Here is a 23,574-nt window from a genome sequence, read left to right as displayed (position 1 = left end):
TCATGTGAAATATTGTACCACTGCCGCATGAGCAAATGCCATCATCCGGCCCGAGCGGCCGGATGAAGGTTTCATGAATGATGGCGCCGCTAGGGCTAGCCGTGGAAGACGACCGTCTTGTTCTGATGGACGAGGATGCGGTCCTCGGCATGCCATTTGACCGCGCGCGCCAGGACGACGCGCTCGATCGTGCGGCCGATCCGCTTGAGGCTCGGCACGTCGTCGCGATGGCTGACGCGCTGCACGTCCTGCTCGATGATCGGGCCTCCGTCCAGCTCCTCGGTCACATAATGCGCGGTCGCGCCGATGATCTTGACGCCGCGGTTGTAGGCTTGGGCGTACGGCTTGCCGCCGACGAACGCCGGCAGGAACGAGTGGTGGATGTTGATGATGCGGTTCGGAAACTGCTCGATCACCTTCGGCGACACGATCTGCATGTAGCGAGCCAGCACGATCAGGTCGGCGCTGCGGCCGATCGTCTCCAGCTGCTTGCGCTCCGCCTCCGCCTTGGTGTCGGGCGTAACCGGGATATGGTGGTACGGGATGCCGAACGATTCGACAAGCCCGCGCATGTCGTCGTGATTGCTGATGACCATCGCGATCTCGACGTCGAGATCGCCGGCCTGCCATTGCCAGAGCAGCTCCAGCAGGCAGTGGTCCTCCTTGGAGACGAAGATCGCGAGGCGTTTCTTGCGGCTCGCGCGGAACGTATGCCACTTCATCTCGAAGCGGTCCGCCACGCGGCCGAAGTCCTCCTGCAGCACCGGCAGCTGGGCGTCCATGTCGGCCAGGTCGAACTCGAAGCGGATGAAGAACATGCCGCCTTCGGGATTCATCGTATACTGATCGGATTGGACGATGTTGGCTCCGTGCTCGTAGAGGAACTGGGACACAGCGGCGACGATGCCCGGCCGGTCCGGACAGGAGATAAGCATGCGGGCGCGACCGGATGAGGGCGCGTCTCCGGGCTGGAGGGATTGATAGGAATGAGGCATAGGGGTCGTTTCTTCCTTCCATGTTCAAAATAAGGGCTTGCAGATGCCGCCGCTGCGGCGGCCATGAAGCGCAAGCGAACTGCATAACGCCTCCGCGCTAAAGCGGGCGGCCGAAAGAGAGGCAGGTCCAGCCCGTCCGCATGGGACGGCTCCGGGCCTGCCGAGCAAGGTCTTCGGACTGGATGACGAGCTTGCAAGCTGCTGCCTTTGTTTGCGATCAGGCGTTGACGAGCGCCTGCTTGCCGGCGAACCAGTACGTGATCAGCTGGTTGAGCTCTTCCTCGGCCGTATCGCGGAAGTCCTCTCCCGCTTCGCGCACGAGGTCGTACAGCCGCTCCATCGGCTCGCGGGGATCGGCCTTGCGCGCCTTGGCGTCGCTTTTGATCGTATCCCATACCGACAGCACGTACGTGCGGCGGTCGATGTCCTGCTTGCCGAGGAAATGATGCAGCCGCTCCAGCTGGTCGAAGAAGCGCTCGCCGAACCGCTCCAGGCCGTCTCCGCGCAGCAGCGCGATCTCCGCCTCATACATCGGGCGCTGCTTCTTTGGATCCTTGCCGATCCACGGCGTCTCGAGGATGAACGGACGCCCGGCCAGCGCCTCGTGCCGCACGATCCGCTCGATCGCGTCGTAGCCGAGCCAGCCGGAGCCGATCGGCGTATGGCGGTCCTTGTGGGAGCCGATCGGATTTTTCGTATCGTTCACATGGACGACGGCCGCCTTGTCAAGGCCGACGATGCGGTCGAACTGCTGCAGCACGCCGTCCAGGTCTCCCGCCAGGTCGTACCCCGCGTCATGCATGTGGCAGGTGTCCAGGCAGACGGTCAGGCGATCGTTGTTCGACACCTTGTCCATGATCGCGGCGAGCTCCTCGAACGTGCGGCCGATCTCCGTGCCCTTGCCGGCCATCGTCTCCAGCGCGATGTTGACGTCGGTCTCCTCGACGCCGGACAGCACCTCGTTCAGTCCTTCCGCGATGCGGTTGATGCCGAATTCCGCGTCCTTGTCGGTGTACGCGCCTGGATGGAGCACGATGTTGCGGACGCCGATCGCATGCGTGCGGCGGATTTCCTCCTGCAGGAAGCGCACGGCGAGCTCGAACGTGTCTTCCTTATAAGAGCCGAGATTGATGATGTAAGGAGCGTGGACGACGATCTCGCCGATCCCGGCGCCTTCCATCAGCTGCTTGCCTTCTTCGATATATAAGGATTCGATCGGCTTGCGCCGCGTGTTCTGAGGCGCGCCGGTGTAGATCATGAACGAGCTGGAGCCGTAGGAGATGGCCTCCTGAGCGGCGGTGACGAGCCCCTTGTCGCTGAAGGAGACGTGGGAACCGATTTTGAGCATGCTTCGTGGCCCCTTTCGGATGTGGTGAAAACAATTAGTCTTATTCTACAAGGTGCGTCGAAATAAATCTAGGAATCGGCTATAATTTGGAGTGAGGTGACACCGTTCATGCCCCACATTCCAGACTGGTTCATGTATTTCATCGTTTTTTGGGCTTTCGTCATGGTCGGCTCGATGGCCGTCGGAGGCTTCTTCATGTTCCGCAAGTTCCTCAAGGTGCTGCCTAAACGCGACGGCAAGTCCAAGCTCGACTGGCAAAACTATTGGGTCGAGCGCAGCCGGGACATGTGGACGGACGACTCCAAGGAGCTGCTCGACGAGCTGGTCTCGCCCGTTCCCGGTCCGTTCCGCGACATCGCCCGCCACTCCATCGCGGCGCGGATCGGACAAGTCGCCGTCGAGAGCGGCGCCAGCGAGGTGACGCGGAACCATTGCATCGAAGGCTACATCCGCGCGACGCCCAAGCGGGACTACCGCAGCCTCGTCACGTTCCTGGACAAGCGGGGCATCGACTACTCCGCCTACACCCATCTCCTGAACCGCTGAGCGTCCGTCGCCGGCAGATTGGCCGGCAGCTGGTCCGGGTAAGGAAAAGCACAGGAAAAGACGACCTTGGAGGTGCTTGCCATGAACCTGATGACAGCCCGCCGCTCCGGCGGCAAAAGAAAAGCCAGCCTCGCGCCCGCGAGCCTGGCCTTGATGTCGATGCTGATGATCGCCGCAGGATGCGGCGTGAAGGAAATGCCCGCGGACAACGCCGCCAACGCGACGACAGGAAGCGGCATCGTGGACAGCTCGTCCGACGTGTCTCCCGACTCCGTCGGCGAGCCGGTCGCCGAGGCGACGCCAACGCCCGGCAACTCCGAAAAAGCCGCTGCCAGCGGCGATCCCGTGACGCAATCCCAGGAGCAGCAGGCGTCCGGCACGTTCAACGGCCTCGCGGACGGCCATTCCGTCGAGATCAAGACCGCTACCGATACCGTCGTATTCCAGGCCGGCTCCGAGCTTGTCCAGCAGATGCAGGCGTTCGACCAAGGAACGACCGTCGACTACACCTACATCGTGAAGGAAGTCGACGGAGGCACGGACGGCAAGATCAAGCAGCCGTGGCTCGTCTCCATTAAGGAAGCTTCCTGAGGCGAGCCGCCGTCGGCTAAGACGCAACAGATCGAAGAACGGAGGAGTCAAGGATGAAGATCGTCATCGCCGGAGGAACCGGCTTCATCGGCCGAGCGCTCGACGAGCGCCTGTCCCGTGCCGGCCACTCCGGCTGGATCGTCTCCCGCAGCTCCGCGAAAGCTCCCGGCACCGCTCCGAACGGCGCCGGGAGCTTTCGCGTTGTCGAATGGGATCGGCTGGAAGAAGATCCGAGCGAGCTTGCCGGCGTCGAAGCCATCGTCAATCTGGCGGGGGAGCCGATCAGCCAGCGCTGGACGAATAGCGCCAAGAAGCGGATCCGGGAATCGCGGATCGAGACGGCGGCCAAGCTGGGCGCGCTGCTGGAACGGGCCAAGGCGGATCCGCAGGTGCTCGTGCAGGCGTCCGGAGTGAATGCGTACGGGTTTTCGGATTCGGCTTCGTTCACGGAGGACAGCCCGACGACCGACAGCGACTTCCTCTCCTCCGTCGTGCGGGACTGGGAGCAAGCAGCAAAGCGCATCCCGGCCCGGCGGCGAGCGCTGCTGCGCTTCGGCATCGTGCTCGGCAACGGAGGCGGAGCGCTGCCGAGCATGCTTCTCCCGTTCCGCGCGATGGCAGGAGGACCGGTCGGAAGCGGCCGGCAATGGATGTCATGGATCCATCTGCAGGACCTGACTCGCCTCATCGTCCACGCTTTGGAAAATGACAGCCTCTCGGGTCCGATCAACGCGGTGTCGCCTGAGCCGGCTCGCAACGAGCAGTTCGGCCGCGCGGCAGCCCGGGCGCTTGGCCGCCCCTACTGGCTGGTCGCCCCTTCGCTTCCGCTCAAGCTCGCGCTCGGAGAAATGTCCGAGCTGCTGCTTAAAGGCCAGCGGGTCCTCCCCGACAAGGCGCTGCAAAGCGGCTTCCGCTTCGACTTCCCTGAAATCCAGCCAGCGCTGGACGACCTGCTCCGCTAGCCGCGAGGAGAGTCCAGCCGCACCTCATATCGGGATCCGTCCCGCCCGGCAAGCTGGAGGACGTCGCCGTCCTCCAGCTTGTAGCTTTTATAAGGGATCATCGCTCGGCCATTAAGCGTCGTGCCGTTTCTCGAGCCGAGATCCTTGGCCTCGCAGGAGCCCGCCCGGCACTCCAGCTCGACATGGCGGCGAGAAACGCCGCTCGTCTCGTCCGTCCACTCTGCGGAATCCGAAGCGCGGCCGATCGTATGGCGTCCCGGCATCAGGGCGAAGCTGTCCTTCGCTCCGCCGCGAGTCCGATGGACGATGCCCGCCGAAACGGCGGCTCCGTCTTGCCGCTCCCGCTCATCTGCCCCGCCGAGCCAAACGGTCGGCTCGGACGCGGGAGGCCGGGACGGCGTCGGCCGAATCTCCTCCGAAGCTCGGTCCGAGACCGATCGAGGCGGATCCTGAAGCGCATCCTGAAGCGGGTTCGGATGGACGCTCCATCTCCACGGCTCCGCCTCGTCCGGCCCTGATCCGCCCGGCTCTGCCATCTCGAGCGCCCAGCGCTTGTCCCGCTTGAGCGCCAGCGGGCCGGAGTCCGGCTCGAATGCGGCCGGATGGCTTTGCTCCCAGGACGGTTCCTGCGGTCCGCCCTTCTTGCCCTTCCAGATCCAGACGATCGCGGCTGCTGCGAGTGCGAGCGTGCCGAGGCTGATCATCAGGTTGGAGCTCGTCGGCTCCTCCCAATACAGCATCTTCCAGGGAAGCGCCGCCGCCGCCAGCACGGCGAGGATGACGATGCCCCGGTTCAGCGGTTTTGCCTCTTGGCCGGACGGCTCCGGTGGATGGAGCGATACGGGCTCCAGCTGCAAAGGCAGCAGCGCGTCCGAGGTATGAAGGCCGGGCTTGCGTCCGCCCGGGGATGCTCCCGGCTTCTCCGCCGGACGGATCCGCTCGTCCTGCTGGGTCAACCGCGCCGGAGCGGCGAGGAAGGGCGCAGAACTAACGGTCGATGTCGATGGAGCGGCAGATGTCGATGGAGCGGCAACGGAAGTCGCTGGCGCGGCAGATGTCGATGGAGCGGCAACGGAAGTCGCTGGCGCCGAGAATGCCAGCGCCCTGAAAGCAGGCGGCTCCGCAAGCGGCTGCTGAAGCGCCGCTCCCTTCAGACCGGCCGCGCTTCCCGCCGCATGCGGCGCAGGCGCCGCCACGCCGCCGTTCCCGGGTCCGATCATTTCTCCTGCCCCTTTGCCGCCGGCGCACAGTTCCAGCAGCGTCGCCTTCAAGCTGGCCATCGAGACTTGCTCGTCGCCGAGCGCCTTCAGCAATGCCGGCAATCCGGCATCGACCTCCCGGATCGCGCCTCCGCAAACGGCGGCCAAGGCAAGCAGCCGGCTGCGCAGCGGGAGCTCCGAAGGCCGATGCTCCGAACGCATCGGCATATAGACGAGGCCGCTATCCATCCATGTCTCGCCGACAAACAGATAGGACTCATCCAACAGAAGATTGTCCGGTTCGAGCAGGCAGGCGCGGCACTGCTCGATCGCCGAGACGACGCCATAGAGCAGCGAGTACAGCTCCTCCGGCCGCTCCATTCCGTCCGCGAGCCGCTGCTTCAGCATCTTGCGGCCCGTCAGCCGATATCTCAGCCTGACCTCCCCGTTCATCTCCTCCCAGCCGATCGGAAGCAGTCCCGGCACTTGAACCTCCTCCAGCATCGCCAGCTCGATCTCCTCCAGGTCGCCGCGCCCGATTCCGCCTGGTCGGGACAGCACGAGCTCATGCTCCCGATTCCATTCAAAGTCCGCTATGATCTGACGCATCGCGCGTCCTCCTTTTGCTTTGTTCCGAATCCAATTGCTTTTGAGCCGCAGGCGATCAAGCTTCTACTCGCCCAGCAGCAGCATCGCCAGCGCTCCCGGCACGACGGCCAGCATGAACGGGAACCGGGACGGCGCGCGGCTCGCCGGCTCGTTGTCCGGAGGGGCCTCATGACGCGCGCGCATGAAGCGGCGCGCGCGGACGGCCAGCAAGTATCCGGCTCCGCCGATTCCGCCGGCGAGCATCGAGTACAGCAGCAGCTCAAGCACGGCGGCCGCTCCCGTCCAGGCTCCGATCGCCGCGAACAGCTTGACGTCTCCGGCTCCGATGCCCCGCAGCAAATAGAGCAGCGCGAGCGGGATGAAGCCGGCGGCCGCCCCGAGCGCCGATTGGCCGAGTCCGGCTCCCCCTTCCGCCGCTGCGTGCGCCAGCAGCCCGGCGACGAAAAAGCCTCCGGTCAACGCGTTTGGAATGCGCATCGTACGGATATCGCTCCAAAAAGCGAGCGCGAGCAGCAGACCGGTCGCAGCTCCAGTCCAAACCGGCATCGCTCTGCCTCCTTTCGCAAATGAAATCAACCCGATCCGGCTAAGGCTTCTTCTCGACATGGAAAGGCATCGTCGCGCTTCCTCCATCGGAGCTGGTGACGATCACCTCCCAAATGCCCGGCGTCGTATTGCCTGATACGAGCCAGGTCCAATCGACTCTGCCGAGCGAGTCGGCCGTCTTCGTGCCGACATGACGGGAGACGCTGCTTCCGCTTTTGTATCGGACCTCGAGCGTCACCTGCGCTCCGGGGGACGCGACAGCGGTCAGCGTTGCTTTCCTGCCCGGACGGGCCGGAACCGGCGTCAAGCCCGTAATCCGAACGGTTCCTTCCCCGGACTCGACATCGCCTCCGCCCATCGCGGCCACCGCATCTGGAATCCAGGCCCGTTCTTTCGCCCATCGCCGCAGCACGAGCCTTTCGTTCGTGAACGGCACCCGGATCGGAAACTCGTACTCGGCCTCCAGCAGCAGGAAGCCCTGCTCCCGAGTGTCGAGATCGGGCAAGCGGACCGCGGCCAGCCGGACATGTCCAGCGTCCAGCCCGGCCTTCTCCGCCTCCCGGAGAAGCAGCGGCTCCAGCGCCGTTCTTGCCGCCGCATCCGCAGCCTGCTGCATCACGGGCTTCCATTCGCCGCGCAATACGGATTCGGCGAGCGGTCCGGCCGGCTCCGGCAAGCGGCCGGCCACCGACGCCGCCGCCTCTCGCCAGCCGGGCAAAGCCGCATCGACGCCGCTCGGACTGGCCGCGCTTAACGCCGCCGACGCTTCCTGCTGCAGCAGCAGCGCCGGTCGCATATGGGAGGCGATCAGCCGGGCCGAGCTGTCCGCAGCCCGCTGCAGCGCCGTTTCTGCGGCAGACAGCTGCAGGAATACGGAGAGGAACACGAGCAGGAGCAGGAAAGCCGGAACGACGAGCGCCGCCTCCAGCACGATCGAGCCTTCGCGTCCGCGAAGCAGACGCTTGGCCGAGCCATCAATAAGACCAGCCGGCAATCGATGTCGCTTCATATTTCCCTCCTGTCACCTGACCGTCAATCGCTCCGGCTCGTCCGGCAAGGCGGACCAAGCCGGGCAAGAACCAGAGCGGGATCGAGCCGGTCAGCGCGACCGACATTCCCGTCGGAACCCGCTCCAGCCTCGCCCCCGTCCGATGCTCGATGACCGCCGCCATGCGGCTGAGCGGCTTGTCCCCCGTACCGTGCGTCAGCATGAACAATCGCAGGTAATCCAAATAGCCGAGCCGTACCGGCGCGTACTTGGACAGCTCCGCCTCTCCCGTCGCGCCGAGCTCGCGCAGATCGCCCAGCGCATGCTGCAAGCCGTAGACGCCGGCCATGGCGAGCACGAGCAGCGGATGGCCGGCCGCCCGGCTGGCGATCAGCCCCTCCATCGTGCGGATCGCCAGCCTCAGCGCGAACAGCTCGCCGTATGCGGCTCCGAGATTGGCCGCCGGATTGGCGAAGCCGTAAAGAATATATTCCAGTTCCTGATGATCCAGCGAAGTCAGCTCCGACGACGCTTCTTGCGAGCTCCCGCCGACGAGCAGCGTCTGCAGCCGTCTCGGATCCATCGAGGCGAAGCGCCTGGCGCCGTATTCCGCCATCAGCAGACGCTCGCCTCCGGCGGCCAGCAGCGATTCCAGTCCTCCCAGCACCACGCCGCCCGTCTCCTGGGCACTGGCGATCGCCTCGTCCGCCGCATCGGCTTCATCGGAGGCTGCCGACCTCCCGCTTGCCGCTTCAGCCCCGGCGGCGGCCGATCCCTCCGTTGACGGCCGCTCCGATTTTTCCTGGCCGCCTGCAGCTCCCTCGCCCTGACCGCCGTCGTCCTGCTGCCGAAGCGACTCGTTGAACGCCCGATTCGCTTCGGCCAAGCGCTCCACCTGGGCGAATTCCTCCAGCTCGGCTTCCGCGGCCTTCATCCGTTCGAATCCGTCCAGCATCTCCTTAGCCTGCTTCCAAAGGCTGCCCGCCTTTTTCTTCTCGGCTTCCCGGAGCTTCTTGCTGCCGTCCGAAGCCTCCAGCTTCGCCTTCAGCCGCTGCAGCTCTTCGCCTGGGGAAACGTAGGCTTGCCAGTAAAGCTCCAGCTTGTCGGCGAGCAGGGCGGCATCGCCCCGAAGCAGCGGCACATCCGCCAGCGACCGCCGCTGCACGGCCTGCTCCAGCCTTCTGCCTGCGACCGACGCTTCGGCCGCGAACACGCGCAGCCGCTCTCCTTGCCTTCTCAGCGCCGCCTCGGTCTCTGCAAACCAGCTTCTGCCGAGCAGCAGTCCGGACAGATCCGCAGCAGCTCCCGCCTGGGGTTCCGATCCGGCCGGAGGCGAGGCAGCGGCCGGCGAGGCGGCCGCCAGCCGTTCCAGCTCCTGCTCCGCCTGCAAGGCAAGCTCGAGCTGCTGCAGCGCCTCTCCTATCAAGCGATCATGCTGATCCGCTGAGGCGGCGAGCCCGAGCAGGCGGCCCGCCGTCTCGGCTGCAGCCGCTTCGTAGTTCTGGATGGAAGCCGTGTTCAGCATCGGCGGGGTCGGCAGCGGAGCGGCCGGCATGCCTTCCTTGGCCGGAGGAACTGCCAGCAGCGCCGCTTGGTAGGCCGCTTGGGCGGCTTCATCGGCGGCCAGCCAAGCGAGGTACGAGCCGTAGCCGTCCGCCGACTCCTTGAACGTGGCTGCCTGGCCGCGTCCAGGCAGCGGGACGAGTCCGTCGCTGCCCGTTTCCCGGACCACCTTTGCGGCAGCCTCCCCTAGGCTCAGCATTTCGGCCAAGGCGCTTTGCCGCTTGTCGAAAACCTTTTCCGACTGCTGAAGCGTGCCGATCTCCTGCGCGGCCTGCTTCATCGAGCCGCCCACCGGCCGCAGCTTGTCGATCAGCTCCAGCGTCAGGTCGATCGGACCTTTGATCTTCATCTCCTGCTCGATCTGGCGTCGAAGCACAGGCCACTCGCCAAGCATGAGAGCCGGCTGCGCCGACGGCTCGCCGAGCTCAAGCTGGAGAAGATCGATTCGACGACTCATGCCGTCTTTCTCGCTCGGCAGCAGATCGGAGAGCCCGCCTCGAGCGTCCGAGACGTCCAGCGCCTCGGCCGCGAGCTGCGCGGCATCGGTCCCTCCGCGGCCGAACAGCCCGTAGCGTTCGTACAAAGGCTCGTCATAAGCGGCCAGCACCGAGCGGACCGACGAGCCGGCAAGGCTGTCGAGCTTGTATTGGAAAGCGGCGATGCGGGAGTAGTCGATGAGGAGCGCCATCAGCAGCAGGACAGCCGACACCGTCATGCAGGTCCAGATCGTGACCGCTCCGTGCGCCGAGCGGAAGCCTGCTCGGCCAGCCTCCTGGACCGGCCGCTTCTGTCGCCAAGAGCAGCCGCAATGCGTGTCAGCCAGGTGCCTGCACCCGCTTATACCGCCTCCCCATCGTCGCCTGCCGGCTTCGCCGCCCGGCCGCTTGAACGCCGAAGCCAGCCGTCTATGGACGGCCCGAAGCATAGTCGGTCAGCGCCTTTCCCGCCGAAGAAGGCTGCACGTCGCGGGAGGAGCGGAATTTGGCCGTATAATAACGAGCCAAATCGACGCTGCGGATGAACTCGACCGGATCGGTGACGACGGCCGATGCCCGAACAGCGGGAACGAGTCCTTCCGCTGCCGCGACCGGCAAGCGCAGGCGGCTTTCCGTGCGCCGATCCAGTCCATCCCTGCGATAGGCCATCTCGCCGACGAGCCGCGGGGACAGCCTGGCCGCCGCCTTGCCGAGCTTGGCCGCGGCCAGCGAGCCGTCAGACGAAGGGCTTTGCGATGCCGGCAAGGCGATCGTTTCGACAGCCTCGTCCTCGCCTGCGCCAAGCCCGAGCAGCCCCTGCAGCAAGCTGTCCTGCGACAGCCGCCAGTACAAGCCGTCGTCTTGTCCGGCCGGAGGCAGGCCGGACTGCTCCCGCTTGCTGTTGTCCCAATGCAGGGAAGCCGCGTCCGCAGCGCGGGCCGCTCCGCTTTGCAGCACGCTGCCCCGGAAGACGAACAGCGCGGCGAGCATCCAAGCCAGCGTCGCGGCCAGCAGCAGCGGGAACACCGAGACCGCCTCCAGCGCGAAACTGCCCTCCGTTCCGCCTGCGAGCCGCTTCAGCAGCCGCGCGCTTCCGTCATTCGAAAATCTTGTTCGCCTGATCATCGGCTTTGCCCATGAGGTTGTTGATGAGATCGATGATCCATTCCTTGAAGATGAGGGCGATGATGATGACGACAGCGATAATGAGGATGATTTCCAGCGTGCCCAGTCCTTCTTCCGAACGTGCGAAGCGCTTCAGCGCGTCATGCAGACGGCCCTTCGGCTGCAGCCATGCGTTTCGTTTCATTGTCGATTCCTCCAGTAAAATAGATTTAGAATCGGCTACCCGCCCATGAAGAGGATAGCCGGCGCTCCGACCAGCATCATCAGGATGAAAAAGATGCCGACGAGCGGAAATACGAGTCTCGAGGAAGCCTCCTCGCCCCTGGCGCGCGCCGCGCTGCGGCGCTTGTCCCAGAGGGGGATGGAGATTTCCTTCAGCGCGAGGGAGAGCTGGTCGCCTCCCCGGCGGTGATTCAGCAGCAGCACGGTCGCGAATACCGAGGCCTCCTGCACCGAGCAGCGTCGGCTGAACGACTCGAGCGCCGCGCTGAACGGATGGCCGCTAGCCAGCAGCTGGACCGTCCTCGCCAGCTCCAGATGCAGCGGATCGTCCGCTCTGCCCCGAGGCGGCCGCTCGGCGCAGCGGGCGAGCGCCCTCTGCACCGTCTCGCCTGCGCCTACGAGCAGGGTGAGCTTGCCCAGCAGATCGGGCAGCCCGAGCAGCAGCTCCTGCTTCCGCCGCTTCGCCTTGGCCTTGATGTCGCGAATCTTGCCCGCCGGCAGCGCCAGGCCGGCGAAGACGCCGAGCCAGGCGATGAGCGGCTCGCCCGCCGCCGCGGCGACGAGCCAGCCTCCCGTCGCCGCGGCATAGCCGCCTGCAACGGCCGATGCGGCTAGACGCCTCGTATCCACCGCCGTCCAGCTCTCTCCTCGGAGCGGCACGAGCAGCGCATGCAGCGCCGCAATCCGATCCTCGGCCGCCTGCGGCATGCCGTGGCGCGCGGCGAGCCGCAGCAAGGCTTCCCCGCCAAACAAGCGGCCGATCCGCTCTCGGTCCCTCGTCCTCATTGCGGACCAGGCCGTATTCCATGCCTTGCGCCAGCCGAGCGTCGCCGCCGCCATCGCGATCCAGGCAAGCGCCATCGTCGCAAAACCCCATCCATATCCCATCCGCTCCACCTCCTCACAGCCGAATGTCCATAATTTTCAGCATCAGCCAGCCGCAAGCGGCGAACAGCAGCAGCGCGGCCGTGATGAGGACATACCCCGCTGCGCTGGCATAGAGCGGCGCCATGTAATCCGGAGCGGCCAGATGAAGAAAGCCGAGAAAAGCGAACGGCACGCCCAACATAATGCGCGACTCGAATTTCTTTTGGGCGATCAGCACCTGAATCTCCTGATTGACCTCGATCCGCTCTCCGATCAGCTGGGAGGTGCGGCGCACGATCTCGACCAGGTCGCCTCCAGTGCGCTTGCAGGTCGTGAATACGTCTGTGAACTGCATGATCTCGTCGACGCCGGAACGGGCGGCAAAATCAAGCAGTCCCGACTCCAGCGTCTCTCCGTTCGCGCAGCGGCGGCGGATGCGCTCCAGCTCCAGCAGCAGATCCGTGCTGGACCCCGTGTAGATGAGCCTGAGGTCGCCGATCGATGCGAACAGCGCATTTTCGACCGAACGGCCCGCCGCCAGCGAGGAGGAGAGGGAGAACAGCATTTCCTTGAAGTGGATCCGAAGCCTCTCCTGCCGCTTGACGCGGACATGCTCCCGATAGAGCGATGGCGCCTTGATGCCGGCGAGTGAGAATAGCAGGGCGATCAAAACATTCAGATAAAACAGATATGCCGCCGCAAAAACAAGCGCGGCTCCGGCCGCGAAGGCGAGCAGGAACTCGCGGCGGCTCAGCTCGTATCGGCTGTAGTCGGCGCCTGCTCCGGCGGATGCCGGCTGCGGCCGATCCCGGCCTGCCGGCCAGCCGATCCGCTCCAGCCAGAGCTGCGCGCGCTCAATCGCCATCGTCCCGTTCCTCCTTGGCGGAGGAGCTGCTGGCACCGAAGGGTTCGCCGCCGGCGCGCTCCCACTTGTCGCTCCGCCGCAGCTCCGCCGTCGTGCGCCGAAGCATCGACGCGCCGTCCGGCCCCGCCTCGTAGCGGTAAAGCGGCTCCAGCCGAATCTCCCCGCCCTCGATGCCGGCCAGCTGGGAAATCTCCAGCACCTTGCGCGAATGGTCGCGCATCCTCGACAGATGCACGATGACGTCCACCGCCGACAAAATCTGCTGGCGGATGGCCGCTACCGGAAGCTCCGCCGCCGCAAGCACCATCGTCTCGAGCCGGCTGAGCATGTCCTTGGCGCTGTTCGCGTGGCCGGAGCTCATGCTCCCGTCATGGCCGGTATTCATCGCCGCCAGCATGTCCGCCGCCTCCTCGCCCCGCACCTCGCCGACGATGATCCGATTGGGACGCATCCGCAGCGAAGCCCGGATGAGCTGACGCATCGGCAGCGCGCCCTTGCCCTCGGTGTTGGCGTTGCGCGTCTCGAGGCGCACGAGATTCGGCACCTGCAGCTGCAGCTCGGCGGAATCCTCGATCGTGACGACTCGTTCCTCGTCCGGGATAGAGCGGGACAGCGCGTTGAGGAAGGTCGTCTTGCCGCTGCCGGTGCCCCCGCTGATGAAGATGTTGAACCCCGCGCGCACGAGCGTGCGCAGAAATCCGGCCGCGTCTTCCGTGAGGCAGCCGCAGGCGACGAGTCCGTCCATCAGCAGCGGCCGCTTCGGAAATTTGCGGATCGTCACGACCGGTCCCGACAACGACGCCGGCGGAAGGACGATGTGCACCCGCGACCCGTCGGCGAGCCGCGCGTCTACGATCGGCGACGATTCGTTGACGACGCGGTTGACCTGAGCCACGATCGCCTGGATCAGGTCCTCCAGCCTCTCCCGGCTCTCGAACTGTTCGCGGAGCGGCTCGACGCGGCCCGCTCGCTCCGCGAACAGCTGACGATGCCCGTTGATCATGATTTCCGTGATTGAATCGTCCTTGAGCAGCGGCTCCAGCACATCCAAGCCGCGGAACGAATGGAAAAGCTGCCGCACGAGCCGCAGCCGCTCGCTGGAAACGAGGCGGACGCTGCCCTCCCAGCGGTCGACGGTCCGCTCCACCGTCCGCATCAGCTCGTCGTCGCCGATCTCCCCGCCGGCATCGATCGCGGCCCGGATCTGCTCGCGCAGGCTCGCAGCTATATGGCCTGCCGGCCTCGCCGCCGGTCCGCTCATGGCCGCACGCTCCTCTGAGCCGCGCAGCCGAGACGCTCCAGCAGCTCCCCTGCCGCCCGAATGTAAGCCGGCGAGGCCGACTCCGCGAAGCCGATGCCCGGATCGTAAGGAAGCTCCGCCGCATAGGGCGGCAGCGGATCGTCGTCGTCCCTGACCTCTTCCTCCTCCGTCAGCGCCCGCGGCCTGACCCGGCTCCGGACGCGAAGCATCCTGCTGCGCGCGGCGGCGGCCGCAGCAGGATGCCGCGCGGCGGCGGCCTCGAACGCCAGCCGGGACTTGCGCCTGGCGGCGGGCGAAGGCTCAGAGAGCCAAACGACTGCGTCGCTCCGCTCCAGCACCGCTGCCGCCGCTTCGTCCAGCAAGCTGTCCATATCGGCGACGATGAGCTCGTACATGCCGCTGCCCGCCACCGCCTCCAGCAGGCGCGCGGCATCATCGCCGGTCATCGACTGCCGCTCCTCGGGACTCGGCGCCTCGCCGACGTAGTCCGTTCCCATTCGCCGGCTGTATCGGCGCACGCCCGCCAGCTGGGCGGGAAAGTCCGGCTTGTCCGCCTTGAGCGCGTACAGCAGCGCCTCGATCCCCTCCTCCGCGGGCTCTCCCGGCTCGCGCAGCTGCAGCCCGGAGGCGTCGAAGCGCTCCAGATTGAGATACAGCGCGCGATGCCCGCGCTCTCCGGCCAACCGCGCCAGCCAGAGCGAGCAGGTCGTCTTGCCCGCCCCTCCGGCAGGATCGCAGACGGCGATTACGGATGCCCGCCCGCCTCCTCCGCCCTGCAGCCGGACTGCGCCTCTGCCCGCATGCAGCGCCTCGATGGCGGCCAGCAGCTCCGGCACCGGCTGGTACTGGAGCAGCTCGGGCAATCCGCCGCCTTCGCCGCGGCGCCGGACGAATGCCGCGGCCGGAATGCCGGCGGGAAGCTCGCCCGCCTGCTCCAGCAGCGACGGCTGGGCCAGCACCAGATGGACGGCATAGCCTCCTTTCAAATAATGGCGCAGCGAATCGCCGGTCGTGCAAGCCGTCATTCGCCACCGGCTCCCGAACGGCGATTCCCTCACGCCGGCCGCCAGCCTCCGCATGTATTCCGATTCTGCCGCCGCGACGACAAGCTCAAGCCTGGCCATCAGGCCGATCCCTCCCTGGACGCGAAAAAGCACCGCAAACAAGCAGATGTTCTGCTCATTTGCGGTGCTTCCGCAAGGTCATTCGATTGAATTGAGTCGACTATAGCATGGCCCGGAAGAGGCGGTCAAGCCTCATTTCTGGAATAAATGCCCTTTTTCCGAAAGGAACGTTAGGGAGATATCGACTTCCAGAATCTGCTCAAGCGGCCGGATCAGCCCTTGGCCAAGGACGCCTGCATTTTGTTCCAATCGGCCGTGAAGCGCTCGATGCCGATGTCGGTGAGCGGGTGCTTCCAAAGCGTCGGCAGGAGCGAGCCCGGAATCGTGGCGATATGAGCGCCGGCGAGAGCCGCCTCCTTGACATGCTCCAGGCTGCGGATGCTGGCGACGATGATCTCCGTCTGGAAGCCGTAGATCTTGATGATGGCGGACAGATCGCGCACGAGATCCATGCCGGTCATGCCGATGTCGTCCAGCCGGCCGACGAACGGACTGATGAACGTCGCGCCCGCTTTTGCGGCCATCAGGCCCTGGGCGACGGAGAAGACAAGCGTCACGTTCGTCTTGATGCCCTTCTGCGCGAGCGCGTGGGTGACGTACAGGCCGTCTTCGGTGAGCGGCACCTTGATGACGACGTTGGGCGCCCATTCGGCGATCTCGAGCGCTTCCTTGAGCATTTCGTCGCTGGTCGATCCGGTCACCTCGGCGCTTACTGGACCCGGCACGATCCGGCAGATTTCCTGCACGACTTCCTTGAAGACGCGGCCTTCCTTGGCGACGAGCGTCGGATTCGTCGTCACGCCGTCCACCAGGCCCAGCTTGGCGACGCGCTTGATTTCCTCTACATTGGCGGTATCCAGAAAGAATTTCATCAGCTCGCTCCTCCTCGATCATTTCCTAGGAAATAGATTCACTTGAAGCCCTTCCTGTCGACAGAATACGCTCCATGCCGACCGGTTTCAACCCTCTTTATGGAATCTTCATGTACCTCGGCCAAGCTTCATCCAACCTTCAGACGGCCGTCATCGCGAACTGTCGCCGAGGCTTATTCGGTCAGCTCGAGGAATTGCCGGATGTCGTCGCCCGTAAGCGCCACGGCGCTGCGCCAGAAATCCTCCTGCTGCAGGTTCGCGCCCAGATGCTTGAGCGCAAGCTCCTCCACCGACATGCTGCCCGTGTCGCGCAGCAGGCTGACGTACTGCTCGGCGAAGCCGGGACCGGCCTCCTTGGCGCGGGCGTACAGGCCGGCGCTGAACAGGTAGCCGAACGTATACGGGAAATTGTAGAACGGCGTGCCCGTGAAGAAGAAATGCAGCTTCGCCGCCCAGAAATGCGGATGCGCCTCGCCGATCGCGTCGCCGTAAGCCTTGCGCTGCGCCGCCTCCATCAGCTCGTTCAGGCGCTTGACCGACACCTCGCCGCTGCGGCGCTCCTCGTAGAAGCTCAGCTCGAACAGCAGGCGGGCGTGGATGTTCATGAAGAAGGCGACCGCATTCTGGATCTTCAGCTCCAGCAGCGCGATCTTCTCTTCCTTGGACTCGGCCAGCTCGAGCTGCGACTGGGCGACGATGATCTCCGCGAAGGTCGAGGCCGTCTCGGCGACGTTCATCGCGTATTGCTTGGAGAATGGAGGAAGATCTTCCATGACGTAGGAATGGTAGGAGTGGCCGAGCTCATGCGCCAGCGTGCTGACGTTGTCCACCGTGCCGGAATACGTCATGAAGATGCGCGTCTGCCCTTTGACCGGGAACGAGGCGCAGAAGCCGCCGGGACGCTTGCCGGGACGATCCTCGGCCTCGACCCATCCTTCCTTGAGCGCCATCGCGGCGAACTCGGCGAGCTTCGGATCGAAGCGGGCGAACTGCTCCTCGATCTGCCGGCAGGCGTCGTCGTAGGAAATCTTCGTCGTGCTCGAGCCGAGCGGAGCGGTGACGTCATGCCAGTCCAGCCGCTCGACGCCGAGCAGCTTCGCCTTGCGCTCGAAGTAGCGAAGCAGGTCCTTCTTGCCTTCTTCGATCGCCGCCCACATCGCGTCCAGCGTCGCTTGCGTCATGCGGTTCATCTTGAGCGGCTCCTTGAGCACGTCGCCCCAGCCGCGCTTGTCGTACAGCTTCAGGCGGAAGCCGGCGATATGGTTGATCGTGTCGGCGCACAGCTGCGCGTGCTCGGACCATTCGCGCTCCCATTCGGCGAACGCTTCGACCCGGACGCCGCGGTCGGCGTCGGTCAGGCGGTTGAACATCTGGCCGGCGGACAGGACCTCCTCGTTGCCGTCCTTGTCCTTCGCCTTGAATTTCGCGCGGGATACGATGGTGTTGTACAGGTTGCCCCAGGCATGATAGCCGTCCACCGCCAGATCGGCCGCAAACGCTTCCAGCTCGGGACGAAGCTTCTCGCGGGCGTTCTGACGGCGCTCGCTCAGATAAAAGCGGACCGGAGAGGACTGGACCCAGCTCTCCCAGATCGAGTCCGGCGTGCGGCTCATCAGATCGTCGAACCGGGTAAGGGCGATCGTATAGTCGGCCTCCAGCGACTGGATGCGCCCGTTGAGCGAGGCCGCTTCCTTGTCATGGACGTTGGCCGCGAGCAGGCAGCCGACGAAGCTGTCCGTCTGGCCGAGCCGAGCGGCGATCGATTGAGCGGATTCGGTCCAGCGGTCCAGCTGCTCTCCGCTTGCCCCCGGCACGCCCTCCGAGCCCGACGCAGCCGTCAGCTCCGCGTTCAGCCGGGCGATGTCGTCCGAGATTCCTTGCAGCTCCTGCTTCAGCTCGGGCGACGCGGACCCGCCAGGGTAAAAGACCTCCAGGTTCCAATTCAGCGGATAGACGGATGTTGGCATCGTTTCAAATCCTCTCCTTCCGGCCTCGCCGCAAGCCCGTTCTCTCGAAGGGCGGCGGCGCCGCGCGTTGCGCGGACTTGTCCAGCCGTGTATGCTACCATTATAGCTCGCGCCGCTCGCCATCCGCCACCGGAACGACAGCGGCGCTACTTCGGCAAGGAGGAACCGACATGTCCAGACCGCTGCCCATATCCGCCGACACGGCCGTCAAGCTCGCCAAGCAGCTTGGCGTGCCGCTGGAGCATCTCATGCATATGCCCCGCCATATCCTTCTCCAAAAAATGGCTGAGCTGGCCCGCGCCGAAGGCGCCGACAGCCAGGAGAAACCCGCTGCCGCCGCAGGTCCCGAGACGGCCGGCGCCCCGTCCGAACCGGAAAAGGACGAGGACCGATGATTCCGTTCGAACGCTCTTGGCCTTACGATGTCCAGATGAAGGATGTCCTGGCCGGCTGTCCGTTCTGCGGCCGCGACAACGTGCTGCTGCCGCTGCGCCCGTCCGACCTCAAGACGATCGCGGACGGCGCGAAGAAGCTGCTCGTCTTTCCGTGCTGCCATAACCGGGTCACGGTGCTCGACGCCGACAAGGACTATCTGCTGATGGACGTCCCCGTACGCAGCCTGTAGCCGCAGCCCCGCCGGGGACGGCAAGCCAAAAAAGCGTTCCCTGCGAAGAGGCTCTCTCGCGGGGAACGCTTTTTCGGTTCATGACGGGACGGCTGCGGCTCCGCCCTCGGCAGCGCCGTCGGCGATCCACTCGGGAACGGCCCCGGCCGTCTGCTCGCGGATGAACTGCCACTGGCGGCGGCTCGCCTGGATCATCGCCGCGTCCATGATGGACGGATCCTGCACGACGCGGGAAAACCAGCGCACCGCCTCGCGCGGCTCGTCCAGGCGGCGGTGCAGCTCGCCGATCAGGTACATGAGCTTGGCGTCGTTCTCCACATGCTCATGCTCGAAGACGGACTTGTACGCCTCGAGCGCATGGCGCAGGAAGCGCCGCTCCTGCTCCTCCTCGCGGCCGTAGCGGTGCAGCCAGGCGATATGATGCAGCAGGCCCGCGATGAGCCGCGCCTTCTCGCCGATCGCCTGGGCGCTCAGAAGCGCGAGCTTGTAGCAGAGCAGCGCCTGCTCCCTCGTCCTCTCGCCGCTGAAGCTCCTCGGCTTCCAGGAAGGGCCGATCTGCTCGAAATAAGCTTTTTTCTGGTCATGCCTCAGCTCGCGCGAGCCGTTCTCCGTCGTCGCGTAGCCGCAGCGCGGGCAGACGCGCACGACATAAAAATCCGCGTTGACATCATGCTTGTAGTAGCAGCAAAAGTCCGTGTCGGACGAGACCGCCCGCTTGAAGCTGGAACGGACGCGGGCGGTCGGATACTCGGATTCGCAGCAGGGACAGGATACGACCGATTCATATAGCGGCTCCATGCGCGAAACATCTCCTTCTCGGTTGTCGGGCTCTTATTCCGTATCGTCCTGGCCGTCGCTGTTCACGAAATGGTAGGCGGGACCGGACAAGCGGTCGATGACGAAGCTTCTCAGGTCGTCCGGCATGCCGATCTCCCTCGCCGCCGCATCCATGCAGCCGAGCCACGCGGCCGCGTGTTCGGGGGTGATGCGGAACGGCAGATGGCGGGCCCTCATCATCGGATGGCCGTGCTCGTCCGAAAACAGCGGCGGACCTCCGAAAAACTGGGTCAAGAACTGGATTTGCTTTTCCATGACCGGCGCCAGATCGTTTTGAAACAACGGGGCAAGCCGCTCGTTCTGAACGACTTTAGGATAAAAGGCATGGACGAGCCTCGTGATCGTCTCCGCTCCGCCCATGAGCTCGTACGGACTGCTCGGTTTATTCATCGGTAAGGAAACCTCCATTTATTAGGTCGAACGGTCTATGAGGAAAGAACTACTCTCTCGCGGCTAGAAAGCGTTTTCCCATGAAAAAATGCCCGCATCGCGGGCATTCGGATAAGTGGTGGGAACAAGCTTCAGCTTTCGTAATCTTCTTCACCGGGAGCCATGAGGGACTCGCGAATCACATACACAAAAGCGCAAACCAGAATGCCTGCGACAACACTCATTCTCCATCACTCCAAGCCGTTTAGAGTAATGCTATTGTACCATAAAGAAAACGGAATGCCAGCCCTTTTTGCAAGCGTTTTCTATCTTTTTTAGATTTTTCTGACAACGGTTTGTCCTTCTGATTCCCGCGCTTGTCTCATACAATGGATCAAGCTTTCCTGTCCCTCATCCCATCCGAAGGAGCGCCCCGCCCATGAGCCGCAAGCTGCTTCATCCGTCGACCGTCACCGCCCTCTGCGCCGCCCTGCTCATGGCGCTCATGGCCTTTTATCCCGCTTCCGTGCTGGCCTCGTCCCTGCGCGGCCTTTCGATCTGGTGGGAGGTGCTGTTCCCCGCCCTCTTCCCGTTCTTCGTCCTGTCGGAGCTCATGCTCGGACTCGGCATCGTCCATTTCGCCGGGAAGCTGCTCGACCCCGTCATGCGGCCGGTATTCCGCATACCGGGAAGCGGAGGCTTCGTGCTGGCGATGGGCTATCTGTCCGGCTATCCGGTCGGAGCTCGCCTGGCGTCCCAGCTCTGGGACCAGAAGCTCATCTCGCGGGTGGAAGGAGAGAGGCTCGTCGCGGTCACGACGACCTCCGATCCGATCTTTCTCATCGGCGCCGTTTCGGTCGGCTTCTTCCACCAGGCCGCGATCGCGCCCGTGCTGGCGGCCGCGCACTACGGCAGCAGCCTCGCGATCGGCTTCCTCATGCGCTGGCACGGCCGCGGCGAAGCGGAGGAGGCTGCTCCCGAGCCGATGCTGCCCCGCCGCAACTCGTCCGCCCGCAAGCGAGGCGGCATCGTCTCCGCTCTGAAGGCGATGCACGAGGCGAGGCTGCTCGACGGCCGCCCGTTCAGCGTGCTCGTGCGAGATGCCGTCCAGTCGGGGCTGAGGCTCATGATTGTCGTCGGCGGGCTGGTCGTCGTGTTCTCCGTCCTCATGGAGCTGCTCCGCGAGACGTCGCTGCTCGGCCTGCTGGAAGCGGGACTCGGCCTCGTGTTCGAAGCGTTCGGCGGCTCGGCCTCCTCCGCCGCTCCGGTCATCAGCGGCCTGTTCGAGGTGACGCTCGGAGCCAAAGCCTCCTCCGAAGCGAGCCTCGCGCTCCTCCACCGCACTGCGCTCGCCGCCTGGGTGCTCAGCTGGGCCGGACTCTCGGTCCACGCGCAGATCGCCAGCCTCGTCAGCCATACCGGCATGCGGTACCGGCCGTTCCTGCTCGCCCGCTTCCTGCACGGACTGCTCGCCGCCGGCATGGTATACGCCCTTTGGGGCTGGATCGGTCCCGGATGAGCCGCTCCCGACAGAGGCCGCCGTCATTGTGTTCGCCCGCGATTTCCGCTATCATTTGGGTATCCTGATTGATTCGGAAGGAGCGCCTGCGTTGTTGAACTATGTGGTATTGAGCCGAGGCGACCGGCTGTCCAACGAGCTGACGGAACGGTTTCACCGGCTGGCGGCCGGACGCGGATTCATCCGCAACGACAAGAAACCGGACATGGTCATCTCCATCGGCGGAGACGGCACTCTGCTTCATGCCTTTCATACTTATCTGGAGCGGATCGAGGAGGTCGCCTTCGTCGGCGTCCATACCGGCCATCTCGGCTTTTACGCCGACTGGCAGGCGGACGAGCTGGAGGAGCTCGTGCGCATGATGGCCGAGCAGCAGCCCAAGCTGGTCCATTATCCGCTCGCTCAGATCGAGCTCGATACGCCGGAGGGAACGACCGGCTATCTGGCGCTCAACGAGTTCACCCTCAAGGGCGTGGACGGCACGCTCGTCGTGCAGGTGAACATCAACGACGAGCCGTTCGAGATGTTCCGCGGCGACGGCATGGTCATCTCGACGCCGACCGGCAGCACCGCGTACAACAAAAGCTTGAACGGCGCCGTCATTCATCCGTCGATCCCGTCGCTGCAGCTGGCGGAGATCGCCTCGATCAACAACCGCGTCTATCGGACGCTCGGCACGTCGGTCATCCTGCCGCAGCATCATCACTGCGATCTGCTGTCCAAAAAAGACCAGCGGCTGCTGCTGACGATCGATCACCTGAACATCCAGCGCTCGGACATCCGCTCGATCCGCTGCAGCGTCGCCGAGTCGCGGGTCAGCTTCGCGCGCTATCGCCCGTTTCCGTTCTGGAACCGCGTGCGCGACGCCTTCATCGACACGAACGATTCCCAGCCTCAGCCCGACTCGCGGTTTCCGGGCTGAACGGCCGCAGCTCCCGCGGGACATGCGCCGGACAGGACAAGCCGCGCAAGGCGCCATGAAAAAGGGACGTGCACGAGCTTGCGCTCGTGCACGTCCCTTTTTGCCGCTCTCCCGCATCCGCCGAGCCCGCTAGTCGCTAGCTGCCGGACGGTCCGCCGGGTCCCGGACCGGCTGGAGGCTGGCCTCCGCCGGCCTGCTGCTTGCGGCGGCCTCCCTGCGGACGCTCGCCGCCACCCGGACGCTCGCCGGCTCCGCCTTGGCGCGGCTCGCCCGGCTGCTGCTGCGGCGCATGCTCGCCGCCCGAGCCGCTGCTGCGGCCGCCGCGCCGGTGCGAGCCGCCTCGACGGCCGCCGCCCGAGCTCTGCGGCGGCCGCTCGCCGCGGTCGGCACGCGGCGTCTCGCCCTGCGTTTCGCGCGCCCGCTCGCCGCCCGGCTCGCGCTGCCGCTCCGGAGCGGCGGAAGCTCCGCTCTGGTCGCGGCGCTCCCGCCGCTCGCGCTTCTCGCCGCCGCCGGGCGAAGCCTGCTCGCGCCGGTCGGAGCCGGCGGAGGCATGCTCCCGCCGTTCGCCGCGCCGCTCGGAGCCGCTCGAGGCATGCTCGCGGCGCTTGCCGCCATGCGGCCCTCCGCCGCCCTGGCGCTTGCCTCCGCCTGTCCGGCCGCCCTGCGGCTGTCGGCGCTCGCCGGCGGCAGCTGCTTCGGCCTCGCCATCGGCCGCCGAATCGCCAGCCGCTCCGCGCTTCGAGCCGGAAGATCGGTCCGCCCCGCGCCGGCGGTCGGCGGCCGGAGGACGGCTGTAGCTGTCCTCCTCGAAGCGCCGCACGCCCGGCACGATGACGATGTCGCCGGCCGCCGGCTGCTCCGGCGGAGCGTCCGGATCGGCGGATGCCGGCTCCTTGAGCTCCATCACGAAGTACGCGCAGCCGAAGTTGCAATACTCGTTGATATATTCCATGAGGCTGGAATAGGACGTGTCCCGGTTCGCCTTCGGATGGCCGTCGCGATAGAAGCCCTTGAGCCGGAGCTGGCTGTATCCCCAGTCTCCGACGATATAGTCGTAGCGCTCCAGCACGTCGCTGTAGCGGTCCCGGAATACTTCGGCGTTCCAGGCGGTCTTGTGTTCATGGATCAGCTCGTACTTCTTCGTTCCGACAAAGATCACCGGTAGCCCTCCTAGCG

General features: G+C 65.3%; 24 protein-coding genes. 7 read left to right on the top strand and 17 right to left on the bottom strand.

The genetic code is table 11. The features are described from left to right. Positions 1-95: 95 nt before the first annotated feature. Entirely contained in the window at positions 96-995 is a 900-nt protein-coding gene (gene purU / locus B8V81_RS16780) for a formyltetrahydrofolate deformylase (protein WP_101808797.1), read from the bottom strand. 217 nt (positions 996-1,212) lie between these two features. Then, a complete protein-coding gene (locus B8V81_RS16775; RefSeq protein ID WP_028599964.1) occupies positions 1,213-2,343 on the bottom strand; it encodes a deoxyribonuclease IV in 1,131 nt (376 codons plus the stop codon). 108 nt (positions 2,344-2,451) lie between these two features. Between B8V81_RS16775 and B8V81_RS16770 the strand changes: the two genes are divergently transcribed. The 3 genes from B8V81_RS16770 to B8V81_RS16760 all read left to right on the top strand — a co-directional run bounded on the left by B8V81_RS16770 (position 2,452) and on the right by B8V81_RS16760 (position 4,442). Continuing rightward, complete coding sequence (locus B8V81_RS16770; protein WP_028599965.1) at positions 2,452-2,889, top strand: DUF2621 domain-containing protein; 438 nt, start codon at positions 2,452-2,454, stop codon at positions 2,887-2,889. Between the two features lie 81 nt (positions 2,890-2,970). Next, the gene (locus B8V81_RS16765; RefSeq protein ID WP_146000519.1) at positions 2,971-3,480 is read left to right on the top strand and encodes a hypothetical protein; all 510 of its coding nucleotides are present in this window, start codon (positions 2,971-2,973) and stop codon (positions 3,478-3,480) included. 53 nt (positions 3,481-3,533) lie between these two features. Further along, positions 3,534-4,442, top strand: coding sequence for a TIGR01777 family oxidoreductase (locus B8V81_RS16760; RefSeq protein WP_101808795.1), 909 nt, complete (start codon positions 3,534-3,536; stop codon positions 4,440-4,442). Here the strand turns inward: B8V81_RS16760 and B8V81_RS16755 are convergent. The 12 genes from B8V81_RS16755 to B8V81_RS16700 all read right to left on the bottom strand — a co-directional run bounded on the left by B8V81_RS16755 (position 4,439) and on the right by B8V81_RS16700 (position 18,126). After that, positions 4,439-6,250, bottom strand: a complete 1,812-nt coding sequence (locus tag B8V81_RS16755) for a DUF6382 and FHA domain-containing protein (RefSeq protein ID WP_101808794.1) — start codon at positions 6,248-6,250, stop codon at positions 4,439-4,441. The two genes, B8V81_RS16760 and B8V81_RS16755, sit on opposite strands and share 4 nt — an antisense overlap. Positions 6,251-6,313: 63 nt before the next feature. Beyond that, complete coding sequence (locus tag B8V81_RS16750; protein ID WP_180968474.1) at positions 6,314-6,796, bottom strand: A24 family peptidase; 483 nt, start codon at positions 6,794-6,796, stop codon at positions 6,314-6,316. A gap of 40 nt (positions 6,797-6,836) precedes the next feature. After that, positions 6,837-7,805 carry a hypothetical protein gene (locus tag B8V81_RS16745; protein ID WP_146000518.1) on the bottom strand — a complete coding sequence of 323 codons (969 nt, stop codon included), beginning with the start codon at positions 7,803-7,805 and terminating at the stop codon, positions 6,837-6,839. Further along, complete coding sequence (locus B8V81_RS16740) at positions 7,771-10,062, bottom strand: hypothetical protein (RefSeq protein WP_101808791.1); 2,292 nt, start codon at positions 10,060-10,062, stop codon at positions 7,771-7,773. The genes B8V81_RS16745 and B8V81_RS16740 overlap by 35 nt, the downstream gene beginning before the upstream one ends. Positions 10,063-10,252: 190 nt before the next feature. Next, complete coding sequence (locus tag B8V81_RS16735; protein ID WP_146000517.1) at positions 10,253-10,948, bottom strand: hypothetical protein; 696 nt, start codon at positions 10,946-10,948, stop codon at positions 10,253-10,255. After that, positions 10,920-11,132: a Flp1 family type IVb pilin gene (locus tag B8V81_RS16730; RefSeq protein WP_101808789.1), complete on the bottom strand. Its 213-nt coding sequence runs from the start codon at positions 11,130-11,132 to the stop codon at positions 10,920-10,922. Before B8V81_RS16730 ends, B8V81_RS16735 begins: the two co-directional genes overlap by 29 nt. A 35-nt stretch (positions 11,133-11,167) precedes the next feature. Next, positions 11,168-12,058 (bottom strand): type II secretion system F family protein, encoded by an 891-nt coding sequence (locus tag B8V81_RS16725; RefSeq protein ID WP_052333468.1) that lies wholly within the window; start codon positions 12,056-12,058, stop codon positions 11,168-11,170. 13 nt (positions 12,059-12,071) lie between these two features. Then, positions 12,072-12,902, bottom strand: coding sequence for a type II secretion system F family protein (locus B8V81_RS16720; RefSeq protein ID WP_101808788.1), 831 nt, complete (start codon positions 12,900-12,902; stop codon positions 12,072-12,074). Further along, positions 12,892-14,163 carry a TadA family conjugal transfer-associated ATPase gene (locus B8V81_RS16715; protein ID WP_101808787.1) on the bottom strand — a complete coding sequence of 424 codons (1,272 nt, stop codon included), beginning with the start codon at positions 14,161-14,163 and terminating at the stop codon, positions 12,892-12,894. Before B8V81_RS16715 ends, B8V81_RS16720 begins: the two co-directional genes overlap by 11 nt. Continuing rightward, positions 14,160-15,287, bottom strand: a complete 1,128-nt coding sequence (locus tag B8V81_RS16710) for a P-loop NTPase family protein (RefSeq protein ID WP_101808786.1) — start codon at positions 15,285-15,287, stop codon at positions 14,160-14,162. The genes B8V81_RS16715 and B8V81_RS16710 overlap by 4 nt, the downstream gene beginning before the upstream one ends. 212 nt (positions 15,288-15,499) lie before the next feature. After that, on the bottom strand, positions 15,500-16,159 hold the full coding sequence (gene fsa / locus B8V81_RS16705) for a fructose-6-phosphate aldolase (RefSeq protein ID WP_028599973.1): 660 nt from the start codon (positions 16,157-16,159) through the stop codon (positions 15,500-15,502). A gap of 173 nt (positions 16,160-16,332) precedes the next feature. Further along, positions 16,333-18,126, bottom strand: coding sequence for a M3 family oligoendopeptidase (locus B8V81_RS16700; protein WP_101808785.1), 1,794 nt, complete (start codon positions 18,124-18,126; stop codon positions 16,333-16,335). 170 nt (positions 18,127-18,296) lie between these two features. On the opposite strand from B8V81_RS16700, the gene B8V81_RS16695 reads away from it, so the two are divergent. Beyond that, on the top strand, positions 18,297-18,521 hold the full coding sequence (locus B8V81_RS16695) for a YycC family protein (protein WP_028599975.1): 225 nt from the start codon (positions 18,297-18,299) through the stop codon (positions 18,519-18,521). Next, positions 18,518-18,751: a hypothetical protein gene (locus tag B8V81_RS16690; RefSeq protein ID WP_101808784.1), complete on the top strand. Its 234-nt coding sequence runs from the start codon at positions 18,518-18,520 to the stop codon at positions 18,749-18,751. The genes B8V81_RS16695 and B8V81_RS16690 overlap by 4 nt, the downstream gene beginning before the upstream one ends. A gap of 78 nt (positions 18,752-18,829) precedes the next feature. Here the strand turns inward: B8V81_RS16690 and B8V81_RS16685 are convergent, their stop codons facing one another. Continuing rightward, a complete protein-coding gene (locus tag B8V81_RS16685) occupies positions 18,830-19,549 on the bottom strand; it encodes a DUF2225 domain-containing protein (protein WP_101808783.1) in 720 nt (239 codons plus the stop codon). 33 nt (positions 19,550-19,582) lie between these two features. Next, the gene (locus tag B8V81_RS16680; protein WP_028599978.1) at positions 19,583-19,978 is read right to left on the bottom strand and encodes a globin domain-containing protein; all 396 of its coding nucleotides are present in this window, start codon (positions 19,976-19,978) and stop codon (positions 19,583-19,585) included. Between the two features lie 418 nt (positions 19,979-20,396). Here B8V81_RS16680 and B8V81_RS16675 point away from each other — a divergent pair, with 418 nt between their 5' ends. Together B8V81_RS16675 and B8V81_RS16670 are read left to right on the top strand one after the other, a co-directional pair. Beyond that, positions 20,397-21,476, top strand: a complete 1,080-nt coding sequence (locus B8V81_RS16675) for a nucleoside recognition domain-containing protein (RefSeq protein WP_101808782.1) — start codon at positions 20,397-20,399, stop codon at positions 21,474-21,476. Between the two features lie 94 nt (positions 21,477-21,570). After that, positions 21,571-22,398, top strand: coding sequence for an NAD kinase (locus B8V81_RS16670; protein WP_043111631.1), 828 nt, complete (start codon positions 21,571-21,573; stop codon positions 22,396-22,398). A 136-nt stretch (positions 22,399-22,534) separates the two neighbouring features. Here the strand turns inward: B8V81_RS16670 and B8V81_RS24935 are convergent, their stop codons facing one another. Further along, positions 22,535-23,557 (bottom strand): YutD family protein, encoded by a 1,023-nt coding sequence (locus B8V81_RS24935; RefSeq protein WP_180968473.1) that lies wholly within the window; start codon positions 23,555-23,557, stop codon positions 22,535-22,537. Between the last annotated feature and the right edge of the window lie 17 nt (positions 23,558-23,574).

This window comes from Paenibacillus pasadenensis (assembly GCF_002864175.1).
Taxonomy (GTDB): domain Bacteria; phylum Bacillota; class Bacilli; order Paenibacillales; family Paenibacillaceae; genus Paenibacillus_O; species Paenibacillus_O pasadenensis.
The sequence above is the reverse complement of the archived record's forward strand: the minus strand, read 5'-3'. Positions and strand labels throughout refer to the sequence as shown.